Source organism: Streptomyces rugosispiralis, from assembly GCF_024505145.1.
GTDB lineage: Bacteria > Actinomycetota > Actinomycetes > Streptomycetales > Streptomycetaceae > Streptomyces > Streptomyces rugosispiralis.
Genome location: NZ_JANIAA010000046.1, coordinates 1 through 21,721, shown reverse-complemented (window position 1 = coordinate 21,721; position 21,721 = coordinate 1). Strand labels below are relative to the sequence as shown.

Below are 21,721 nucleotides of genomic sequence, written 5' to 3'. Positions count from 1 at the left end.
TGACATCGCCGACACCACAACCCGCACCACCATCCCAGCCACCCGAACCAGCCCCCACGGCGCCAGAAGGCATATCGGCAGCGGAAGGCGCAGCCGTCTTCTTCTAGGCTGGCGCGGTGACTGATGAACAGGAACAGGTGCAGCCGTCGGGAGTGTGGGCCACGGCGGTGGGGGTGGCCAGAGTGAGAGCGCTGGAGACCGAACGGGAGAACGCCCTGTTCCGCGACCCACTGGCACAGGCCTTCGCCACCGCCGGCGGCCTATGGCCCTCCTCGCCGCCGCTGCCCGATGACGAGGCCGCGCGCCGCCGCCGACTGGCCGTGTCGTTCTCCATCGTCATCAGGACGAAGTTCCTCGACGACCTGTTGCAGCAGGCCTCCGCGTCCGGTGTCCGGCAAGTCGTGCTGCTCGGCGCCGGCATGGACAGCCGGGCCTTCCGGATGGACTGGCCCGAGGGCACCCGACTGTTCGAGGTCGACACCGCCGCGCCACTGGACTTCAAGGCATCGGTGCTGCGCCAGGAGCAGGCCGTCGCACGCTGCGAGCGGATCACCGTCGCGGTGGATCTGCGTGAGGACTGGCCAGGCGCGCTGGCCGCCGCAGGGCACGACCCGGCCGTGCCGACCGCGTGGATCGCCGAAGGACTGCTGATCTATCTGCCCGAGGACGCGGTGGAGCTGCTGCTGGACCGGATCAGCGCGCAGTCGGCGGCAGGCAGTCGGATGGGGCTGACGTTGGGCTCGCGGGGCGTGATCGAGCGCTTCGGCGCGGACGCCGTGCCGGGATCGGCGGCGTCCATGTGGGTCTCGGAGATGCCCGACGACCCGGTGGGCTGGCTGGCCGGACACGGCTGGAAGGCCGACAGCCACACCCTGCGCGAGCGCGCTGCCACCTACGGCCGCCCGATCAGCACCCCTCCGCAGCGCGAGGAGCGGCCCGGCGGACTGATCTCGGCGGTCCGCCGGTAGAGCGCCTCCAGACGGTCAAACTTCAGTGGCAATCGGTCAAGGTTCACTGTCACAGGACAGCGCCGAGCCGAAGAGCCTCGGCGCCCGCCAGGCGGAGGTGGGGAGGCAGGAGAGGGCCACGGCCGCTCCCGGTGGCCGATCCGGTATCGACGCGCAGGGCCGCTCCACGGGCAGCGAGAACCAGCGCGATCTCAGCAGCGGCGGTACTCGGCGCGGGCGACGGGCCACTCGTTCTCGTGAAGGACGAGCGCGGCGCCGTTGCCGGACCGGATCTCCAGGCGCACGGGCGGGGCCGCCATGCGCCGTCCGGGAGGGCGATCAACCCGATGCCGCCGCGCTGCAGGCGATGCCGCGCGGAGCGGTCTCCAACGAACGGGCGAGCACACAACTCCGAGAGTCTGATCGGCATCGGTGCGGGGCCTCGGCGTTCGCCGAGATTCGCCGAGATTCGCGGAATCGTCGCCGAGACAGGTCGAGCGTGACGCGGTCGGCTGACGTCAGTGGCCGTAGGGCGGCTCGAAACAGCCGGTCTCCATGAATGGCCCGTTGGTCTTGACCTCGTAATTGGTCTTCTGCACGAACGCCGTGACGCAGGCGTCGTCATGGACGCGAAGGCCGATCCGGGCGCCTTCGGGCGTGACGTAGTGGTCGACCTCGTAGCGCGGATCCATCGCCCGCACGGTGAGCGTCCCGCCGAGGCGCTCCCCCTTCGGGCCGATCCGCTCCTCCTCGTACCCCAGCCCGAGCAGCGCCGCGCGCACATTTTCGGGGTCCCACTTCTTCTGTCCCCACAGTCGCTTGAGTACGGGCTCGATGCGGTCGGCTTCCTTCCGCGCCTCCTTGGCACTGGCGGGGGACATCTCGCCGGAGCGACGGTAGGCGTTGTTGTCGCCCTGGTGCGGGGCACCGTCGACGGTCCCGGGCTCCACATACGGAGAAGCGGCAGCGGAACTGGGGCCGGCACTCGGGGATGTGGTCGGGGAGCCGGCCGCCACGTCCGTGCCGCGCCGCTCACCGCAGGCGGTCAGGGACGCGGCAACACCCAGGAGGAGAGCGGTCGCAACGACGTGTCTGCGCGCCCCCGGCATTGAGATCAGCATGTGTATGACTCTGCCATGACATGGGCGGAGTCGGGTGTTCCGTCACAACGGACCAGAACCCACGGCTCTGAAAGTCCCGCTCACCCCAAAGAGCCGATTCCCACCCTGCGGCTCCCTCTCCACCGGACAACCTCACCCAAGAAGGAGCCACATCCGGGCGATTGGCCATGGCTCACCCTCCCACCGCCGTCTACGGTCGGCTTATGCGGATACGAATCGTCGACGCGTTCACCGACCGCCCCTTCGCCGGGAACCCCGCCGGGGTCGTCCTCCTCGACTCCGACGGCTTCCCGGACGACCACTGGCTCCAGCAGGTCGCCGCCGAGGTCAACCTCGCCGAGACCGCCTTCGCCCACCCCCTCCCCCGGGCCGCGGAGGCCGACTGGGCGCTGCGCTGGTTCACCCCGGTCACTGAGGCGCCCATGTGCGGCCATGCCACGCTCGCCACCACCCATGTCCTGAAGACCACGGGGGCCGCGACCGGCACGGTCCGCTTCGCCACCCTCAGCGGGGTGCTGTCGGCGACGGCCGACGACGGCGGCTCGATCACCCTGGACTTCCCCACGGCGTCACTCACCGAGCTGCCAGCGCCCGAGAAGACGGCCGAGGTCGGCGCGCTCGGCGTCGAGATCGTGGCCGCCCATCACGCCGGCCCGTTCATCGACGACCTCCTGATCGAGGTGGCCGACGAGAAGACCGTGCGCGCCCTGGCCCCCGACATCGCCGCGCTCAAGCGGATCAGCCACCGGGGCGTCATCGTGACCGCGGCCGCCGAGGACCCCGGGCGCGGCTATGACTTCGTCTCGCGGCTGTTCGCCCCGGGCGTCGGCATCGACGAGGACCCGGTCACCGGCAGCGCGCACACCGCGCTGGCGCCCTACTGGTCGGCCCGGTTCGGCCGCGACGAGCTGACCGGGCTCCAGGCGTCCGCGCGCACCGGCCTGGTCCGCACCGCGCTGCGCGGCGACCGTACGCTGCTGACGGGCGGCGCCGTCACCGTCATCGACGGCGAGCTGCTGACCTGAGACCGGACCGGACGCGCCGGACGGCGGGTCAGGCCGTGGGCAGCCAGTCCACCCGGCCCGCCAGCGCGGCGTATCCGACGAAGGCCACGATGTCGATCAGCGAGTGGGCGGCGACCAGCGGCCCGACCCGCCCCCAGCGGCGGTAGAGCAGCACGAAGATCACGCCCATCGCCAGATTGCCGAAGAAGCCGCCGATCCCCTGGTAGAGGTGGTACGAACCGCGCAGCACCGAACTGGCCAGCAGGGCGGCCATCGGGGTCCAGCCCAACTGCCCGAGCCTGCGCAGCAGATAGCCGACCACGATCACCTCCTCCAGCACCGCGTTCTGCACGGCGGAGGCGATCAGTACGGGGATCTTCCACCAGACGTCCGGCAGCGACTCGGGCACCACCGTGAGGTTGCCCCCGGCGGCCCGCGCCCCGAGGTAGAGCAGCAGCCCGGTGCCGCCGATCGTGGCCGCGATCGCGGCACCCCACGCCAGGTCGAACCGCGGCCGGTCGCGGTCGAAGCCGATCGCCCGCAGCCCGGCGCCCTCGCGCAGCAGCAGATGGGCCACCAGCGCGACCGGCACCAGCGCGGTGGAGATGCCGAACAGCTGCCAGGCGAGATCCAGCCAGGGCCGCCCCGGCGCCGCGGAGGAGTTGAGATTGGCCGCCTGGTGCTTCAGCCCGCCCGGTTTGGTCACCGAGCCGATAAAGCTGATCAGCGCGGACAGCGCGCTCGCGCCGAGGGACAGCGCCAGCACGAGCAGCGTCTCATTGCGCAGCATCCGCCGCGAGAGCCCGTCCTCGACCACGGGCAACCCCGAGCCCCGCGCCTGTGACCGCACTCCTGTCCCCACTTCCGTCTCTCCGCCTCATCGGTGCACCCGCCCCGTTCACCGGACAATACGGGGTCATGGTCCACGGTGGGGGTGTCACCCGGAGAGATCGGTGGGCCAGGTGTGCACCGGCGCGTCGGTCCGCATCAGCGCGCAGTAGCGGCGGGTCATCGCCGCGAGGGCCGCGTCCCGGTCCAGTCCGCCGCCCAGCGCCCGACGGTAGGTGGCCGTCTGCCAGGACGCGCCGTTGACCCCCAGCTTGCAGCGCTCCTCGATCACGCCGAGATAGCGGTCGCGGTCGGCGGGCTCCACGCCCCAGGAGTCGAGGCCGGACGCGGCGAGCGGCAGCAGCTCCTCGCGGACCAGCCGTACGGCGGAGGTACGGGTCAGGGACGCCGACCGGCCGGACTTGGGCCACTGCAGGACGGCGTCGATGCCATGCCGGCAGGCCGCCTCGAAGTTGGCCGCGGCGGCCGCGAACGGCAGCCGGGTCCACACCGGGCGGGGCTCCTCGGCGAGCGCCCTGACCAGCCCGTAGTAGAAGGCGGCGTTGGCGATGACATCGGTGACCGTGGGTCCGGCCGGGAGCACGCGGTTCTCCACACGCAGATGCGGCACACCGTCCACGACGGCGTAGACGGGCCGGTTCCAGCGGTAGATCGTGCCGTTGTGCAGCGCCAGTTCCTGGAGCTCGGGCACCCCGCCGTCGTCCAGCGCCCGCAGCGGGTCCTCGTCCTGGCCGGTGGAGAGCAGCGGCGGGAAGTAGCGCAGGTTCTCCTCGAACAGCTCGTACGCGGAGTCGATCCAGCGCTCGCCGAACCAGGTGCGCGGGCGCGCCCCCTGGCCGGCGATCTCCGGCGGGCGCACATCGGTGGCTTGCAGGAACAGCGGCGGCCGGGATTCGCGCCACGCCTCGCGGCCGAAGACGAACGGCGAGTTGGCGCCCACCGCGATCTGCGCGGCGGCCGCCGCCTGCGCCGCGTTCCACGCGTCCGCGAAGCGGCCCGGGGTGACCTGGAGATGGAGCTGGACGGAGGTGCAGGCCGCCTCGGGGGCGATGGAGGAGCTGGCGTAGGTGAATCGCTCCCGGCCCTCGATGTCGATGAGGAAATCCTCGCCGCGGGCGGCCAGCATCTGCTCATTGAGAAGTTTGTAACGGTCGTCATAGGAGAGGTTCGTGGATCCCAGATCGTCCGCGGCGAGGGTTGGCAGAATTCCGATCATCACGATCTCGGAGGACACTTCCCGCGCCTTGCGATCGGCATATGACAAACCGGTTCGCAACTCTTCGGAGAGCTGATCGAGAACGCGTCCGTACAAACGGTGGGGCACGATGTTTACTTCAAGATTGCACTGCCCGAGTTCGGTCTGGAAATCATGACTCCCGATGCGCTCCAGAACCTCCGCGTTCATCATCCTCGGCAGCCCGTCGGCCCCGGCCAGATTCAGCTCGATCTCCAGCCCCATCAGATTCTTCGGGCGGTCGAATCGCTTGTCGTCCAGGAGCCGGCCCAGCCCGTCGAGGCACTGCCGCAACCGGACGCGCTGCCGTCGCCGGCCGGACGGGTCGAACTCACCGGCTATGAGCTTCTCCCCCATCGAAGCGTCCCTCCTCGAGTGGATCATCGGCGCCAGCCGTGTGCACACCACGCTCGATGATGCCCACCAATGTGATCGATAACGCCCCGCGATCCCGACTCAGCCGGTACGCTCTGTGGAACTGCGCATTGCGCCAGGGAAATGGACCAACGAGTTCCAGCCTACCGCGCGGGCCTCAAAATGCCAGGTCATATCCGTTCATCTGGCACTGAATCGGGGAAAATCCCCGCCTTCCCGGGGTCTGGATATCCTCTTGTCGGCGATATCGGCAGCGGCTAGATGAAACACAACGGGAACACTTGTCGTATAAACTCGGCTAACGAGGCAGAGAGATAACGCCCGAACGGTCTGTTCCGGCTCCCCTCTGACCCGTGTTCCACCGACAGCGCCGCCCAAACCCGGCCCGCTATCGCTTCACCGTGTCTTCAAAGCGAGAGGCGACCCACTATGCCGCTGCATGTGCCCCAGGCCCCCGCGCCCGCCCTGCGCAGCGTCCTCACGGCCCTTGATTCCCCCACTGCCGTCCGCGAGGCCCGCACCCCCGTGCTCTCCACCCTCACCGGCCCCTTCGAACCCGAACTCCCGCTCCCCGTCCATGTCCTGGACGACATCACCGCCCCCGACGGCCCGCCGCGCGCCCGGCTCACCGGCTGGCGATTCCTGATCCGCGACGGCGACCTTACGGTGGCCGCCGCGGAGGCGATGCTCACCGCCGACGGCTGGGCCTTCTCGCACTTCTCCGAGGGCCCCTACGTCAGCTCGGCCGAACTCGCCCTGAGCCAGGCCGAGTCACTGCCCTCGGCGTACCAGCCGCGGCTGCTGTCCATCCCCGAGCTCTACATGGTCACGCTCTGGCTGCACGGCGACCTGACCGCGGACGGCGCCGAAGGCGGCCTCGGCGCCGGGGACCTGCTGATGCCGCTCGCCCCGGCCCCGCCCGGTATCGCGGCCCACCGGGCGCACCGCGCAACCGATCTGCTGCCTCTCCTCACCCACCGGCTGACCCGCGTCCCCTTGCTTGGCTCACCCGCCTGACCTGGGCCTTCATCAGGTTGGGAGCGCCCCGTGACCGCCGGGTCACGGGGCGCTCCGCAGCATCCTCGTAACAGTCCGGCCGCGATGAACCGTCCGGACGGGTGATGCGTCATTATCTAGCGAGACCGGTACCGCGAAATCCCTGCGGTTTCCAGGCCGTAGGGCAACACTGGAGCAATCGACCGACTCAACCACGGGGGGCGGCCATGAACGCCGCAGCGAGCCGCAGGACCTTCACCACTCCGCAGCGAAAGAACCCTGTCATGTGCCAGCATCAACCACCCTGCCCGTCAGCCGACTCCGCCGACCGGGAGGCCGCCCACCTCGTGGCGCACCACCCGGAGCAGGGATGGAGCCTGCTGTGCAACGGCGTCCTGCTCTTCGAGGACACCGGTGAGCTGCTGCCGGACGGGCGCGTGATCGCACCGTGCCGACCGCTGGGTTCCGAGCACGTCGTCACCGCGGCCTGACGGCCGCCGTCGACGGCACGTACCTATCGGGGCCGGCCCGGCGCATCCGCCGCACCGGCCCCACTGACGCATCGCCGGGCTGAGCCCTCTCAGCCCTCGTAGGACTCCAGCGGCGGGCAGGAGCAGACGAGGTTACGGTCCCCGTAGGCCCCGTCGATCCGCCGCACCGGCGGCCAGTACTTGTCGGCCGCCGAGACCCCGGCCGGAAAGACCGCTTCGTCCCGGGAGTACGGGTGCTCCCACTCCCCGGTCAGCGACGCCGCCGTGTGCGGGGCGTTCCGCAGCGGATTGTCCTCCTTGGCCCACTCGCCGGAGCCGACCTTCTCGATCTCGGCCCGGATGGCGATCATCGCCTGGCAGAACCGGTCCAGCTCCGCCAGATCCTCGCTCTCGGTCGGCTCGATCATCAGCGTCCCGGCCACCGGGAACGACATCGTCGGCGCGTGGAAGCCGTAGTCGATCAGACGCTTGGCCACATCGTCCACGGTCACCCCGGTGGCCTTCGTCAGCGGACGCAGATCCACGATGCACTCATGCGCCACCAGCCCGCCGGGGCCGGTGTAGAGCACCGGGTAGTGCGGCTCGAGGCGCTTGGCGACGTAGTTGGCGCCGAGCACCGCGACCTGGGTCGCGCGGCGCAGCCCCTCGGCGCCCATCAGCCGGATGTACGCCCAGGAGATCGGCAGGATCCCCGCCGAGCCCCACGGCGCGGCCGAGACCGGGCCGACGCCGGTGGCCGGGCCGGCGGCGGGCTGCAGCGGATGGTTGGGGAGGTAGGGCGCGAGATGCTCGCGCACCGCGATCGGGCCGACGCCGGGACCGCCGCCACCGTGCGGGATGCAGAAGGTCTTGTGCAGGTTCAGATGCGAGACATCGCCGCCGAACCGGCCCGGCTCGGCGAGCCCGACCAGCGCGTTGAGGTTGGCGCCGTCCACGTAGACCTGACCGCCCGCGTCGTGCACGGTCGCGCAGATCTCGGTGATGTGCTCCTCGAACACCCCGTGGGTGGAGGGGTAGGTGACCATCAGGACGGCCAACTGGTCGCCGTACTGCTCGATCTTGGCGCGCAGGTCGTCGGTGTCCACCTCGCCGTCCTGGCCGGTTTTTACCACGACGACCTTCATACCGGCCATCACGGCGCTGGCGGCGTTGGTGCCGTGCGCGGAGGACGGGATCAGGCAGACGGTGCGCTGGGTGTCCCCGTTGGCCCGGTGGTAGGCGCGCACCGCCAGCAGTCCGGCGAGTTCGCCCTGGGACCCGGCGTTCGGCTGCAGCGAGACCTTGTCGTAGCCGGTGACCTCGGCCAGCCGCTCCTCCAGTTCACGGATCAGGGTCAGATAGCCCTGGGCCTGCTCGGCCGGTGCGAAGGGGTGCAGCGCGCCGAACTCCGGCCAGGTGACCGGCTCCATCTCGGTGGTCGCGTTGAGCTTCATGGTGCAGGAGCCCAGCGGGATCATGCCCCGGTCCAGGGCGTAGTCGCGGTCGGCCAGGCGGCGCAGATAGCGCAGCATCGCCGTCTCGGAGCGGTGCTGGTGGAAGACCGGGTGGGCCAGATAGCCGTCCTGGCGCAGCAGGTCCGCGGGCAGCGCGTCCGGCGCCGAGGCGTCCAGCTCGTCGATCCCGGGGATCCCGGAGGCGTCGCCGTTGCCGCCGTCCACCCCGAAGGCGGACCATACGGCGGCGAGCTGAGCGCGGCCGGTGGTCTCGTCGCAGGCGATGCCGACGTGGTCGGCGTCGGTCGGCCGGAGGTTGACCCCGGCCTCACGGGCTGCGGCGACGACCTCGGCGGCCCGGCCCGGCACCCGCGCGGTGAGGGTGTCGAAGAACGCGCCGTGCACCACCTCGACACCACCGGCCCGCAGTCCCTCGGCGAGCACGGAGGCGTAGCGGTGGGTGCGGCGGGCGATCGCCGCGAGCCCGTCCGGGCCGTGGTAGACGGCGTACATCCCGGCCATCACGGCCAGCAGCACCTGAGCGGTGCAGATGTTGCTGGTGGCCTTCTCCCGGCGGATGTGCTGCTCACGGGTCTGCAGCGCCAGCCGGTACGCCTTGTCGCCGTCGGCGTCCACCGAGACCCCGACCAGGCGGCCGGGCAGGTTGCGGGCGTAGGCGTCGCGCACCGCCATGAAACCGGCGTGCGGCCCGCCGAAGCCCATCGGGACGCCGAACCGCTGGCTGCTGCCCACCGCGATGTCCGCGCCCAGCTCGCCGGGCGAGGTGAGCAGGGTGAGCGCGAGCAGATCGGCGGCGACGGTGACGACGGCGCCGAGCTCATGGGCGCGCTCGATGACCGGGCGCGGATCACGCACCACACCGGAGGCGCCCGGGTACTGCAGCAGCACGCCGAAGACCCCGCGCTCGGCGATCTCGTCCGGGATGCCCTCGGCCAGGTCGGCGACGACGACCTCGACACCGGTCGGCTCGGCGCGGGTCCGTATGACCGCGACGGTCTGCGGCAGACAGTCGGCGTCGATCAGGAAGACGCCCTCCTTGACCTTGCCGACGCGCCGCGACAGCGCCATCGCCTCGGCGGCCGCGGTGGCCTCGTCCAGCAGCGAGGAACCGGCCGTGGGCAGCCCGGTCAGATCGGAGACGACGGTCTGGAAGTTCAGCAGCGCCTCGAGCCGGCCCTGGGAGATCTCCGGCTGATAGGGCGTGTAGGCGGTGTACCAGGCGGGGTTCTCCAGCACATTGCGCAGGATCACCGGCGGGGTGTGGGTGCCGTAGTAGCCGAGGCCGATCATCGACGGCAGCACCTGGTTGCGGTCGGCGAGCGCACGCAGCTCGGCGAGCACCTCCGGCTCGCTGCGGGCCGGCGGCAGGGCGTCCAGCGCCTCGGTGCTCTTGATGACGTCCGGTACGGCGGCCTCGGTGAGCTCGTCCAGCGAGCCGAAGCCGACCTGGGCGAGCATCTTGGCCTGTGCCTCGCCGTCCGGGCCGATGTGGCGCCGCTCGAACGGAGTACCAGGTTCCAAGTCGGAGAGTGCGATGCGATTTACGGTCATCTGCGGGGGCCTCCTGGTCTGTGACGACCTTCGAGGGGCACCGTGACTCGGGTGCCCGGACGGCCTCCCCCTCTGTCATCTCAACCTGAGAGCTTCACCGGCCCACAAACCGCCTGACCGGTTTTCACCGTCGGTGAGGAGGGGTTCCGGAACTCTGCTCGCCCGTGGCCCACCCTGCTTTCCAGAGTGACCTCACCCGCACGGTACGTGTGCCTGAGAGATTCCGGGGAGGGTTTGCTCCTTCGGCGCCTCCGACAGCGTCGGCGGAGGACTCTCCCGCACGGGGTCTGCAGCCACAGTCAGCGTACCAGCGGTTCTGCCGCGGGGGACGGCCGCGGGCGTTCGAGTGGCCGAGTGCGTCGATGTGGCTTTTTGTAGGTAGCAATGGGCACTTGTCACCTGCTTGTCATCTGTTTGCCACCTGTGGGAGAGAGCGTGCAGACCGATATCGACCCGCGGACCCTGATCGGCCGCAAGGCATTCGACCGCGAGGGCGCCAAGATCGGCACCGTGGACGAGGTCTATCTCGACGACGCGACCGGCAAGCCCGAATGGGCGGCGGTGCGCACCGGGCTGTTCAGCCGGGACGTCTTCGTACCGCTCGAACCGAGCGAGGTCGTCGGCGACACCCTGCGAGTGCCGTACGACCGGTCCCTGATCAAGGACGCCCCGGACTTCGGGGTGGGCCGCCACCTCTCCCCCGAGCAGGAGCTTCAGCTCTACCACCACTACGGCCTGGACGTCACGGGCTGAGCCCGTCCCGGCCCACCGGCCCCCGGGGCCGGTCCGTCCGGGCCCTCGGCCACGTCCGGACCCGGGCCTATGCCCTCACCCGGGGCCGGGCCCGTGGTCCGGCCCGGGTCCGGGCCCTCGGCCTCCTCCGCGTCCGCTTCCACGTCCGCGTCCGGGCGCAGCAGCGGCAGCGGGTCGGCAGGCCGTAGCGCCGGGTCGTCCACGGGAAACGTCCGTACCCGGCCCGGTGGCGACCATGGCTCCTCGAAGCGCACGGTCACCCGGCCCACTCCGCTCCCCTGCACCCAGCCCGCCCCGTACTCGGCGTGCCGTACATCGGAGCCCGGGAGCCAGCGTCGCGGCTTCTCAGCGTCCTCAGAGGCCTCTCCCGCGCCCTCTCCCACCGGCTCCGGCCTCTCGGGGCCCGGCGGGCGCCCGGCGTCCCCCAGGCCCCCGTGAGCGGCTTGGGCGGCCTGAACCGCTTCCGCGGCTTGTGCGGCCTGGGCCGCCTGGGCCGCCTGGGCCGCCTGGGCCGCCTGGGCGAAGAGATCCTCCTGCGTGTAGTCCGCCAGACCGCTGACGCCGACCCCCAGCAGCCGCACACCCGCCGTGGTGTCCACCCCGTCGATCAGCCGCGCCGCGGCCTCCCGCACCACCGCCGGGTCGTCGGTCGGCCCGCGCAGGGTCTCCGAACGGGTGAGCGTGGAGAAGTCGTACCGCCGCACCTTGATCACGACCGTCCGCCCCGAGCGGCCCGCCTCGCGCAGCCGTCGCACACAGCGGTCGGCGAGCCGCGCGATCTCCAGCTGCACCCGGGTGCGGTCGGTGACGTCGACATCGAAGGTGTCCTCGACCGAGATGGACTTGGCGTCCCGCTCGGCGACGACGGGCCGCTCGTCCCGGCCCTCGGCCATCAGGAACAGCGACGCGCCGTGGGCCCGGCCCAGCAGCCGCACCAGCTCGGCCTCGCCCGCCTCCCGCGTCTCGGCCACGGTGTGGATCCCGGCCCGGCGCAGCGTCTCCGCCGTGGCCGGGCCGACGCCCGGGAGCGTCCGCACCGACATCGGGCCGAGCAGATCGCGCTCCGTCCCGGGCTCGATGACCACCAGGCCGTCCGGCTTGGCCTGCTCCGAACCAATCTTGGCGAGCATCTTGGATCCGGCGAGCCCCACCGATCCGGTCAGCCCGGTGACGGCCCGGATGTCGGTCCGCAGCCGCTCCGCCACGGCTCGCGCCGCCGCCACGGTGGGCTCGGTGCCGCCCGCCTCCAGATCGACGAACGCCTCGTCCAGGCTCAGCGGCTCCACCAGGGGCGAGAGCGTGTGCAGCAGGGTCATGACCGCGTCGCTCACCTTGCGGTAGAGCGCGAAGCGGGGGATGAGGAACGCCGCGTTCGGACACAGGCGGCGGGCCTGGCCCATCGCCATGGCCGAGTGCACCCCGAACACCCGGGCCTCGTAGGAGGCCGTGGCCACCACGCCACGCGGCCCCAGCCCCCCTACGATCACCGGCTTTCCGCGCAGGCTGGGCTTGGCCGCCTGCTCCGCCGAGGCGTAGAAGGCGTCCATGTCCAGATGGAGAATCGTCGGCGCACCCCTCACACCTCCGATGCTGCCGCACACCACTGACAATGGGGCGGCACAACGGCCGGGGGCGGGCCCGGGGCGCCACTCGGTTCACCACCGGGGCGCCCAGCGGAAGGGCCGCTAACCGGCCCGGTTGCGACGCGCCGCGAGTTCGTCGGTCGGGTTGTGCCGGACCAGCGTCTCGCCGGTGTCCACCCGCTCGCCGTGCAGCTGGGAGAGCGCGCTCTCCACATCCCGCCAGACGACGCCCACGGCGATCCCGAAGACACCCTGGCCGCCCTGGAGGAGGTCCACGACCTCATCGGGCGAGGTGCACTCGTAGACGGTCGCGCCGTCGCTCATCAGCGTCATCTGCGCCAGATCGTCGAGCTCCCGGGCGCGCAGGTGCGCCACCGCCGCCCGGATGTTCTGGAGCGACACACCGGTGTCCAGCAGCCGCTTCACGATCTTGAGGACGACCACGTCCCGGAAGCTGTAGAGCCGCTGGCTGCCCGAGCCGTACGCCGGCCGGACACTCGGCTCCACCAGCCCGGTGCGGGCCCAGTAATCCAGCTGGCGGTAGGTGATCCCCGCCGCCGCGCACGCCGTGGGGCCGCGGTATCCGATCTGCTCCGTCCCCCCCGCGGCGGGCTCACGCGGCGGTGCGGCCTGTGCCGCGACCCGAGCCTTCAATGCCGGATCGGCCGATCCGCCCCCCTGGAGCGCATACGGACCTCCGGCCGCCGTGCCGTCGCCGGTGCTTCTCACGCCGACCTCCGTCCTCGACCTGCCATCTTGAAGGTAGGCAGTCACCCGGGGTGCGTCAACGATCGCCACACTCGGCACGCCGAGTGATAATCACCCTAAGAGTGGTTTCCCGTGTCCCTCGTCCGGGAAAGGCTACTCGAATGCGCGAGCGAGGACCGGCATTCGGTTCAGAGGACCGGCATACGGCTCACTGACTGCTGGTTCCGAAGTCCTCGGGCGAGATCTGGTCGAGGAACTCGCGGAACTTCTCCACCTCGTCCTCCTGCTCGTCCGGGATCGCGATACCCGCGTCGTCCAGCACGCCGTCGCTGCCGTAGATCGGCGTTCCGGTGCGCAGCGCGAGCGCTATGGCGTCGGACGGCCGGGCACTGACCTCCACGCCGCTGGCGAAGACCAGCTCCGCGTAGAAGACCCCCTCGCGCAGATCCGTGATCCGGACCTCCGTGAGCTGCTGGCCGACCGCTTCGAGTACGTCTTTGAAAAGGTCATGGGTCAGCGGGCGCGCCGGAGCCATGCCCTGCTGAGCGAAGGCGATCGCGGTCGCCTCACCTGGTCCGATCCAGATGGGGAGGTAGCGGTCGCCTCCCACTTCACGCAGGAGCACGATCGGTTGGTTGGAGGGCATTTCCACCCGGACACCCACGACGTCGAGCTCGTTCACACAGCAACCCTAGGACGTGCCCGGCCGGTTTGGATAGTCGGGGCCCGGTCGGTCACCGCTCCTGGACCCTCAGAGCCGACCGCACCAGGGCCGCGTGCAGCTGTACGGAGAGCGTGGCCAGCTCCCGCACACTGGCCTCCGCATGCGCTCTGGTCTGCGGATTTCTATGCAGCCGCAGCGGGGCGACCACCTGCTCGACCATTCCCGCCTCGCGCTCGGCGGAGGCTTTCATGATTCGCAGATGACGTGGTTCCAGGCCGAAACGACCGAGCTCGGCGATGAGCCGGGCGACGGTCACCGCCTCGATGTCGTACCCGCCGTTCGCGGTCGGCGCAAGCAGCCCGTACGACTCCCATTCGGCCAGCTCCGCCTCGCTGACCTCGGCCGTTGCCAGCAGCTCGGCACGGCCGACCCGGGCGGCCGTGGGGCCGTCCGGGGCCGCGTCGGTGCCGCCGTCGAGCGGCCCGGGCTGCCGCGCCCCCTGCGAAACGGCAGGAAGCTGCAACGGCTCGCCCCGCTCCAGGGCGTCCAGATGCTCCCGGATGACCTTGAGCGGCAGGTAGTGGTCACGCTGCATCCGGAGGATATGGCCGAGCCGCTCCACATCCTGCTGGCTGAATTTGCGGTAGCCGGACGGCGTGCGCCGCGGCTCCACCAGCCCCTCCGACTCCAAGAAGCGGATCTTGGAGATGGTGACCTCGGGGAACTCGTCCCGCAACAGATTCAGCACCGTGCCGATGCTCATCGACCGGCTGCCCGTGGGGGCGGTGCCGGTATCGGCACCGCCCGACGGTGTCTGAAGCATGGACCTCCCCTGACGGGTCAGATGCCGACGCCCCGCTGGCTCGGGTAGAAGACCAGCCGGTACTTACCGATCTGCACCTCGTCCCCACTGGTCAGGACCACCGGGGCGTCGATCTGCTCCCGGTTGACATACGTCCCGTTGAGGCTGCCGACGTCCGAGACGGTGAAGCTGCCGTCCTGGCCGCGCCGGAACTCCACATGGCGGCGGGAGACCGTCACATCGTCCAGGAAGATGTCGCTCTGCGGGTGACGGCCCGCCGTGGTGACATCACTGTCCAGCAGGAAGCGGCTGCCGGAATTCGGTCCGCGACGGACCACCAGCAGCGCCGACCCCAGGGGCAGCGCCTCGACGGCGGCCTGCGCCTCCGGGCTGAGCGACGGCAGCGGCGTCTGCCCGGTCACCTCGGAGTCGTACGCCTCGAGACCCGAGATCGAAATGGTGGAGGTGGTCTCCGAGGCACGCTCGGAGGGCGCGCCGCCGCGCAGCGGGGCACCGCAATTGGAGCAGAACCGGCTGGCCTCCGCATTCCGGTGGCCGCACCGCTGACAGACCGGCAAGCCGAACCCTCCACCACTCTGAGAGGCCGATGAGCCCTCGAAACCTATGGGCCCGGCCGCGGAGGGGTCAACAGACGCGCCCTGCCCGCCGACCTGGTCACGGAAGAGCGGGCGCTCCTCGGTCCCCCCTCCGCTCTCCTCCGCGGCACGCGAGGCGCGGTGGCGGGCGGTGCTGCTGCCGCCGTCCTGGCGGGCACTCTTACCGAACAACTTCCCGAACAACTTCACGGGCGATTCCCCTTGACTGAAACAGACCCGCCCGTGGGGCAGGACAAACCCTCGATGCACACACCAGACGGTCCGGACATCCTCACAACGTCCGTGACCACCAGACAGTTTCCATCACGCGCGGATCTTCCGGTGCGTTGACCCCCCGCGTCCACATGGTCTCCCCGAGAGACCCTCATTTCGAACCGCCTCACCGTGATGACGACCGAGCGTAGTCAGGCCGCTTCGCCGATCGCAAGGCATCCACAACGATCTTCTTCTCCCGCCGCACGGACACAGTGGCCTGCTCCTTCTCCAGACTCTGCACCACCCCGCCCGGGATGTTCAGGGCCGGCTCCAGATCCTCCGGCTTGCCGATCACCTTCACAACATACGGTCGCGTGACTTTCCGTCCATCGATCCGGATCGCGCCACCGCTGTCCGAGAAGTAGGTGCCGGCGACCACGCGCACCGTGTCGATCTGGATCGCCTCGGCGCCCGCCGCACGCAGCTCCTGGACCGTGTCGAGCAGCATGTCCGACTCCACGGAGCCCCGGGAGTCGTCGATGGTGATCGTGATGCCAGGACCCTGTGCCGCCACGGTACCCGCGAGCACGCCGAGCTGCTGCTCCTTCTGGAGCGTCTGCTTCCGGGCCTCCTCGGCCTGGTCCGAGCTGTTCTCCAGCTCGGTGCGCTGGTTCTCGAGGCGGCGCTTCTCGTCCTGGAGCCGCTGGGTGCGCGAGTCCAGCTCGTCGAGGATCCGGACCAGGTCCTCCTGCCGGGCGCCGCGCAGCACGCTGTTCTCGTTGGTCGAGCGCACCTGGATGGCGAGACCCAGGCCGAGGCCGAAGAGCAGCAGGGCGACGATCAGCTGCGCCCGGGTGAGCCGCGGCGGCCATACGCCCTTCAGCAGCCGCTGGCGGCCGGTCAGGGCGCCCTCCGGCCCCCGATCGGCCCCAGGGCCCCCGGGACCGGGCGCAGGGCCGGTGGCGGGCCCGACACGCTCCCCGGGACCGCTCCGGGACCCGTCGGCGGGCCCGGGGCCCTCGGCACGCGCCCCGGGCGTGTCCGCCGTGACGGGCCGGCCCTGGGCCTGCGGCGGCAGGGCCTCGGGCAGTACGGCCTTGGGCAGGGGCCTCCTGAGCGCGAGGTCCTTGAAGCCGCCCGGCGGGGGCGTGGCGGGCCCGCCCGGCCGCTCCGCGGGCGCGTCACGGCGCTCGGGCCTCCGGGCGGGCGACGGGGTGCCCGAGCGCGGCGGTCCGGCCGCCGGCGGCCGCTTGGGCTCGGCGCGCCCGGGCTCGGCCCGCTCGCGGGGCCCCCCGGGGCGCGCGGGCTGTTCGGGCGTGTCCGGCCGACGCTGCGGCTCGGGCGACCGCCGGGGCGGCTCAGCGGCCTTCTCGGGCGTTTCGGCCTTCGCCGCTTGTCCGGGCTGAGCCGCTTGTCCGGGCTGAGTCGCTTGTCCGGGCTGAGTCGCTGGTCCGGACTGAGCCGCTTGTCCGGCCTGCGTCGGCTGCTCGGCCTGCGCGTCCCTCTCGGCCGGCCGCGGCGTGTCGGCCGACTGCTGTCGCGGCGTGTCGGCGGACCGTCGCGGCGTGTCGGCCTGCCGTCGGTTTTCGGCCGACTGTGCGCTCTCGGGCTTCTCCGGGGTGTCGTCGGTCGTCATCGGCCTCACGCCCGGAACACATGGCGGCGGATCGCGGCCGCGTTGGAGAAGATCCGGATACCGAGCACGACCACGACTCCCGTCGACAGCTGGGCACCGACGCCCAGCTTGTCACCGAGGAAGACGATCAGTGCGGCCACCACCACATTGGACAGGAACGACACGACGAAGACCTTGTCGTCGAAGATCCCGTCCAGCATCGCCCGGAAGCCCCCGAATACCGCGTCGAGTGCCGCCACGACGGCGATCGGCAGATAGGGCTCGACCACCGTCGGCACCACGGGTCGGACCACGAGTCCCACCACGACTCCCACGATGAGCCCCAATACGGCGATCACGATGTGCCCTTCCCTGTGTCGGCGTCACCCTTGCCGGAACCACCGGCTATCGGTTCCGCGGTGCGTACGATCAGGCTCGGCGCGGCCGGAAGCCGGAGCGAGTCCTGGGCGGAAATGCTCGTACGGATGTCATAGTTCTGCTGCAGCACATGCAGGTACTGTCCGTCCGCACTGTTCTGGAACGCGGTGCTCAGCCGCTGCCCGTCCCCCACCGCGAGCACCGTATACGGCGGCGCCAGTGGCTTGTTGTCGACCAGTATGGCGTCTCCCGCCGCCCTGATCGCCGAGAGGGCCGTCAGCCGCTGCCCGTTGATCGAGACGGCCTCCGCGCCCGACTCCCACAGGCCGTTGACGACACGCTGCATATCGTGGTCGCGCACCCGGCCGGTGTCGGAGAAGTCGGCGCTCTCCCGTGGTCCCCCACCGCTGCCCGCCGCGCCCTTGGCGTCGTCGACCACCAGCTTCACCCCGGGGCCCGTCACCTCGTTGGCCCCCGAGAGCAGCGCCACCAGGTCGGCCTTGGCCCCGCCGTGCTTCTCCAGTGCCTGCCGCTGCTTCTCCCCCACCTCACCACGGAGCTTGTCCACGCTCCTGGCGAGCTTGTCCGCGTTCGAGTTCCCCGTCTCGATGCGGTCGATCAGCTCTCCCCGCTCCTTGGCCAGCGTCGGCGCCGATATCCGCGCCTCGGCGGCCCCGACGGTGATGACGACCGCGACCAGAACGAGACCGAAGGCCAGCCCCAATTTGGCCCGCACGGTGCGCGGCAGGCCCGAGCGACCGGTCTCCCCGCGCCGCGCGGCGGCCTCGGCGTAGCCGTCGTCGAGGCTGTGGTCCATGACATTGGTCAGCAGCGACATGGACGCGTCGAGGCGCGGGCGCGGGCGCGGCGATGCTGTGCTCCGAACGGGGGGCTGCTGCGACATGCCGCACATCGTCGCACGTGGGGGCCGCCGCCACCGAATGGCCCCTCCGGCGTGCCGGATCCGGGGCCTCGGGACGGCGGCCCCACGCGCTCAGACGTGCTCGGGCGGCCCCGGGATCAGCGCCCCGCGCTGTCCACGACGCTCGACCACTCGTCCAGCAGGGCCTGCGCGGACGCGTCGTCCGGGCCCTCCGCCCACAGATGGGTGACCGCCTCGGCCGGGTCGGGCAGCACCATGACCCACCGCCCGTCGGTCTCCACGACCCGCACCCCGTCGGTGGTGTCCACGGAACGGTCCCCCGCGGCCTCCACGACATGCCGCATGACCAGGCCCTTGACCGCCCAGGGTGTGGCCAGATCGCGCCGCTGGACATGCGCCCGCGGAATCCGCGCGTCGATCTGACTCAGCGTCAGCTGAGTGCGCGCCACCAGCCCGATCAGCCGGACGAAGGCGGCCGTACCGTCGAAGACGCTGCTGAACTCGGGGATGATGAACCCGCCGCGCCCATCGCCTCCGAAGATGGTCGACTCCGACCGGGCGACCCTGGTCAGATCGTCCGCCGCGGTGGTCGTCCACTCCACCTGTGTGCCGTGGTACGCCGCCACCTGCTCGGCGATACGGGTCGTGGTCACCGGAAGCGCCACCCGCCCGCTGCGTCGCTCCGCGGCCACCAGGTCCAGCATCACCAGCAGCGCCCGGTCGTCCTCCACGATCCGGCCGCGCTCGTCGACGAGCGAGAACCGCTCACCGACCGGGTCGAACCGCACTCCGAACGCGGCACGCGCGGAGGCGACGATCTCGCCGAGCCGGGCCAGCCCCGACCGGCGGGCGTCGGCGGTCTCCGTCGGGCGCGACTCGTCCAGGCCCGGGTTGATGGTCAGTGCGTCCACCCCGAGCCGGCCCAGCAGGCTGGGGAGCACCAGCCCGGCGCTGCCGTTGGCGGCGTCCACGACGACCTTCAGGCCGGACTCGGCGATGCCGCTGATGTCCACGGCGCGCAGCAGCGAGCCCGTGTACGAGTCGAAGACGCTCGACGGGAAGCTGAGGTCCCCGATCTCGCCCGGGAACGCCCTGCGGTACTCCTGGCGGGCGTACACCCGGTCCAGCTTCCGCTGACCGCCCGCGGAGAGATCGGCACCCCGCTCGTCGAAGAACATGATGTCGACCGAATCGGGCACCCCGGGCGAGGTCCGGATCATAAAGCCGCCGGCGCTGCCGCGCGCGGTCTGCTGCCGGGCCACCGGCAGCGGCACATTCTCCAGGTCCCGTACGTCGATGGCGCTGGTCTGCAGGGCGGAGATCATCGCCCGCTTGAGCGCTCGCGCGCCCCTGGAGTGGTCACGCGCCGTGGTGACCGTGGAGCCCTTCTTGAGGGTCGTGGCGTACGCCCCGGCGAGTCGCACCGCGAGCTCCGGGGTGATCTCCACATTGAGGATGCCGGAGACGCCGCGGGCGCCGAACAGATGGGCCTGCCCCCGGGACTCCCAGATCACCGAGGTGTTGACGAACGCGCCCGCCTCGATGGTCTTGAACGGATAGACCCGGACGTTGCCCTGGACGATCGATTCCTCGCCGATCAGGCACTCATCGCCGATGACGGCCCCGTCCTCGATCCGGGCGGCGCGCATGATGTCGGTGTTCTTGCCGATGACACAGCCGCGCAGATTGCTCTGCTGACCGACATACACATTGTCGTGCACCACCGCCTTGTGGAGGAAGGCACCGCTCTTCACCACGACGTTGGAACCGACGACGGTGTGCTCACGGATCTCGGCTCCGGCCTCCACCTTGGCGTAGTCGCCGATGTAGAGCGGGCCGCGGAGCACGGCATCCGGATGCACATCCGCCCCTTCGGCGACCCATACGCCGGGCGAGATCTCGAATCCGTCGAGTTCGACATCGACCTTGCCCTCGAGGACGTCCGCCTGGGCCTTCACATAGCTTTCATGGGTGCCGACGTCCTCCCAGTAGCCCTCGGCGACATAGCCGAAGATGGGCTTGCCTTCCTTCATCAGCTGAGGGAAGACATCTCCGGACCAGTCGACCGGAACATCGGGATCGACATAGTCGAAGACCTCCGGCTCCATGACATAGATGCCGGTGTTGACCGTGTCCGAGAAGACCTGGCCCCAGGTGGGCTTCTCCAGGAAACGCTCGACCTTTCCGCCCTCGTCGACGATGGTGATACCGAACTCGAGGGGATTGGGAACGCGGGTCAAGCAGACGGTGACAAGGGCGCCCTTTTCCTTATGGAAATTGATCAGATCCGTAAGGTCGAAATCCGTCAGGGCATCACCCGAGATCACCAGGAAGGTGTCGTCCTTGAGTGCTTCCTCCGCGTTCTTGACGCTTCCGGCGGTGCCGAGTGGCTTCTCCTCATTCGCGTACGTGAGCTCCATGTCGAGCTCCTCGCCGTCACCGAAGTAGTTCTTGACGAGGGAGGCGAGGAACTGGACTGTGACCACGGTCTCGCTGAGACCATGCCGCTTGAGCAGCCGCAGCACATGTTCCATGATCGGCCGGTTGGCCACGGGCAGCAGCGGTTTGGGCATGGTCGAGGTCATCGGGCGCAGACGAGTACCCTCGCCCCCTGCCATCACGACGGCCTTCATATCGGAAGCGTCCTCCTTGAAGAGACGACGGTCATGCCGACCGTGCACGCCCGATGGCCCTTACACCTGAAGTCGCTACGGGCCCCGGCCTCTATGGACGCCGCTACGGCGAGCTCAGTCGGCCGCGGTGTCCGCCATGACGAGTCGGCGGACCTGAACCACGTAGAGGACTCCTGCCCACCAATAGAGTGTTGTACCCCATCCGGCGAACGCCCATCCGAAAATAGCGGCGGTCGTGTGAAGCCAGCCACTTCCCTCACTCAGAAGGAGCAACGGGAAAGCATACATCAGGTTGAAGGTGGCCGCCTTGCCGAGGAAGTTCACCTGGGGCGGCGGATAGCCATGGCGCCGGAGGATGCCCACCATCACCAGCAGGACCAGCTCTCGCGCGAGAAGGGCCGCGGTGAGCCAGAGGGGCAGGATCTCGCGCCAGGTGAGACCGACAAGAGTCGACAGTATGTAGAGGCGGTCCGCCGCCGGGTCGAGAAGCCGGCCAAGGCTGCTGATCTGGTTCCAGCGACGGGCCAGCTTCCCGTCGAGATAGTCACTGATACCGCTCAGCGCCAGTACCAGCAGCGCCCAGCCGTCGCTGTTGGGCCCGCCGAACTCGGGCCGGAGGATCAGCCACAGGAAAAGCGGCACGCCGACGAGGCGCGCCGCGCTGAGGATGTTCGGGATGGTGAGCACACGGTCCGTCTGAACGCGTGTCTCCTGTACCTCCACCCGGGAGCCTCCCGTGAGAAACAGGCCGATGATGCCCCATGACTCTACCGGTAGGCCCGCACAGGCCTCGCACCGGGGCGTAGTGGACATGGGCATGAAAAAACCCCGAGGGGAATGAATTTCCCATCGGGGTTTTTTGGAAGAA

Annotated in this window: 19 protein-coding genes and 2 riboswitches; of the genes, 5 read left to right on the top strand and 14 right to left on the bottom strand. The window is 70.3% G+C overall.

What is annotated here, in order from left to right:
• Positions 1-116: 116 nt before the first annotated feature.
• Entirely contained in the window at positions 117-968 is an 852-nt protein-coding gene (locus NP777_RS40205; RefSeq protein ID WP_308405360.1) for a class I SAM-dependent methyltransferase, read from the top strand.
• Positions 969-1,465: 497 nt separating this feature from the next.
• Here NP777_RS40205 and NP777_RS40200 read toward each other — a convergent pair whose 3' ends face one another.
• The gene (locus NP777_RS40200; protein ID WP_256655122.1) at positions 1,466-2,068 is read right to left on the bottom strand and encodes a hypothetical protein; all 603 of its coding nucleotides are present in this window, start codon (positions 2,066-2,068) and stop codon (positions 1,466-1,468) included.
• A gap of 203 nt (positions 2,069-2,271) precedes the next feature.
• Between NP777_RS40200 and NP777_RS40195 the strand changes: the two genes are divergently transcribed.
• Positions 2,272-3,093 carry a PhzF family phenazine biosynthesis protein gene (locus NP777_RS40195; RefSeq protein ID WP_256655121.1) on the top strand — a complete coding sequence of 274 codons (822 nt, stop codon included), beginning with the start codon at positions 2,272-2,274 and terminating at the stop codon, positions 3,091-3,093.
• A 28-nt stretch (positions 3,094-3,121) separates the two neighbouring features.
• On the opposite strand, the gene NP777_RS40190 is transcribed toward NP777_RS40195, so the two are convergent.
• Both NP777_RS40190 and NP777_RS40185 read right to left on the bottom strand, forming a co-directional pair.
• Complete coding sequence (locus NP777_RS40190; protein WP_256655177.1) at positions 3,122-3,862, bottom strand: CPBP family intramembrane glutamic endopeptidase; 741 nt, start codon at positions 3,860-3,862, stop codon at positions 3,122-3,124.
• A 147-nt stretch (positions 3,863-4,009) separates the two neighbouring features.
• Complete coding sequence (locus NP777_RS40185) at positions 4,010-5,512, bottom strand: glutamate--cysteine ligase (protein WP_256655120.1); 1,503 nt, start codon at positions 5,510-5,512, stop codon at positions 4,010-4,012.
• A gap of 447 nt (positions 5,513-5,959) precedes the next feature.
• On the opposite strand from NP777_RS40185, the gene NP777_RS40180 reads away from it, so the two are divergent.
• Both NP777_RS40180 and NP777_RS40175 read left to right on the top strand, forming a co-directional pair.
• Positions 5,960-6,547: a hypothetical protein gene (locus tag NP777_RS40180; RefSeq protein WP_256655119.1), complete on the top strand. Its 588-nt coding sequence runs from the start codon at positions 5,960-5,962 to the stop codon at positions 6,545-6,547.
• Between the two features lie 263 nt (positions 6,548-6,810).
• Positions 6,811-7,017, top strand: coding sequence for a DUF5999 family protein (locus tag NP777_RS40175; RefSeq protein WP_037964925.1), 207 nt, complete (start codon positions 6,811-6,813; stop codon positions 7,015-7,017).
• An 89-nt stretch (positions 7,018-7,106) separates the two neighbouring features.
• On the opposite strand, the gene gcvP is transcribed toward NP777_RS40175, so the two are convergent.
• Entirely contained in the window at positions 7,107-10,022 is a 2,916-nt protein-coding gene (gene gcvP / locus NP777_RS40170; protein ID WP_256655118.1) for an aminomethyl-transferring glycine dehydrogenase, read from the bottom strand.
• Positions 10,023-10,087: 65 nt separating this feature from the next.
• A riboswitch (glycine riboswitch) is annotated at positions 10,088-10,212 on the bottom strand.
• A 1-nt stretch (position 10,213) separates the two neighbouring features.
• A riboswitch (glycine riboswitch) is annotated at positions 10,214-10,311 on the bottom strand.
• Between the two features lie 146 nt (positions 10,312-10,457).
• Between gcvP and NP777_RS40165 the strand changes: the two genes are divergently transcribed.
• On the top strand, positions 10,458-10,775 hold the full coding sequence (locus tag NP777_RS40165; RefSeq protein ID WP_256655117.1) for a PRC-barrel domain-containing protein: 318 nt from the start codon (positions 10,458-10,460) through the stop codon (positions 10,773-10,775).
• On the opposite strand, the gene NP777_RS40160 is transcribed toward NP777_RS40165, so the two are convergent.
• The 10 genes from NP777_RS40160 to NP777_RS40115 all read right to left on the bottom strand — a co-directional run bounded on the left by NP777_RS40160 (position 10,751) and on the right by NP777_RS40115 (position 21,576).
• Positions 10,751-12,355, bottom strand: a complete 1,605-nt coding sequence (locus tag NP777_RS40160) for a DNA polymerase IV (protein ID WP_256655116.1) — start codon at positions 12,353-12,355, stop codon at positions 10,751-10,753. The two genes, NP777_RS40165 and NP777_RS40160, sit on opposite strands and share 25 nt — an antisense overlap.
• Before the next feature lie 105 nt (positions 12,356-12,460).
• Positions 12,461-13,087, bottom strand: a complete 627-nt coding sequence (locus tag NP777_RS40155; protein ID WP_256655115.1) for a MerR family transcriptional regulator — start codon at positions 13,085-13,087, stop codon at positions 12,461-12,463.
• A gap of 187 nt (positions 13,088-13,274) precedes the next feature.
• A complete protein-coding gene (locus tag NP777_RS40150) occupies positions 13,275-13,748 on the bottom strand; it encodes a bifunctional nuclease family protein (protein WP_014058684.1) in 474 nt (157 codons plus the stop codon).
• Positions 13,749-13,800: 52 nt separating this feature from the next.
• Positions 13,801-14,553, bottom strand: a complete 753-nt coding sequence (ftsR, locus tag NP777_RS40145; protein ID WP_256655114.1) for a transcriptional regulator FtsR — start codon at positions 14,551-14,553, stop codon at positions 13,801-13,803.
• 17 nt (positions 14,554-14,570) lie between these two features.
• Positions 14,571-15,398 carry an FHA domain-containing protein gene (locus NP777_RS40140; RefSeq protein ID WP_391858671.1) on the bottom strand — a complete coding sequence of 276 codons (828 nt, stop codon included), beginning with the start codon at positions 15,396-15,398 and terminating at the stop codon, positions 14,571-14,573.
• A 130-nt stretch (positions 15,399-15,528) separates the two neighbouring features.
• Positions 15,529-16,422 carry a DUF881 domain-containing protein gene (locus NP777_RS40135; protein ID WP_256655176.1) on the bottom strand — a complete coding sequence of 298 codons (894 nt, stop codon included), beginning with the start codon at positions 16,420-16,422 and terminating at the stop codon, positions 15,529-15,531.
• Between the two features lie 563 nt (positions 16,423-16,985).
• On the bottom strand, positions 16,986-17,318 hold the full coding sequence (locus NP777_RS40130) for a small basic family protein (protein WP_014058688.1): 333 nt from the start codon (positions 17,316-17,318) through the stop codon (positions 16,986-16,988).
• On the bottom strand, positions 17,315-18,241 hold the full coding sequence (locus tag NP777_RS40125; RefSeq protein WP_256655112.1) for a DUF881 domain-containing protein: 927 nt from the start codon (positions 18,239-18,241) through the stop codon (positions 17,315-17,317). The genes NP777_RS40130 and NP777_RS40125 overlap by 4 nt, the downstream gene beginning before the upstream one ends.
• 116 nt (positions 18,242-18,357) lie before the next feature.
• On the bottom strand, positions 18,358-20,853 hold the full coding sequence (locus NP777_RS40120; RefSeq protein WP_256655111.1) for a mannose-1-phosphate guanyltransferase: 2,496 nt from the start codon (positions 20,851-20,853) through the stop codon (positions 18,358-18,360).
• 114 nt (positions 20,854-20,967) lie between these two features.
• Positions 20,968-21,576, bottom strand: a complete 609-nt coding sequence (locus NP777_RS40115) for a CDP-alcohol phosphatidyltransferase family protein (protein ID WP_256655175.1) — start codon at positions 21,574-21,576, stop codon at positions 20,968-20,970.
• Positions 21,577-21,721: the final 145 nt, after the last annotated feature.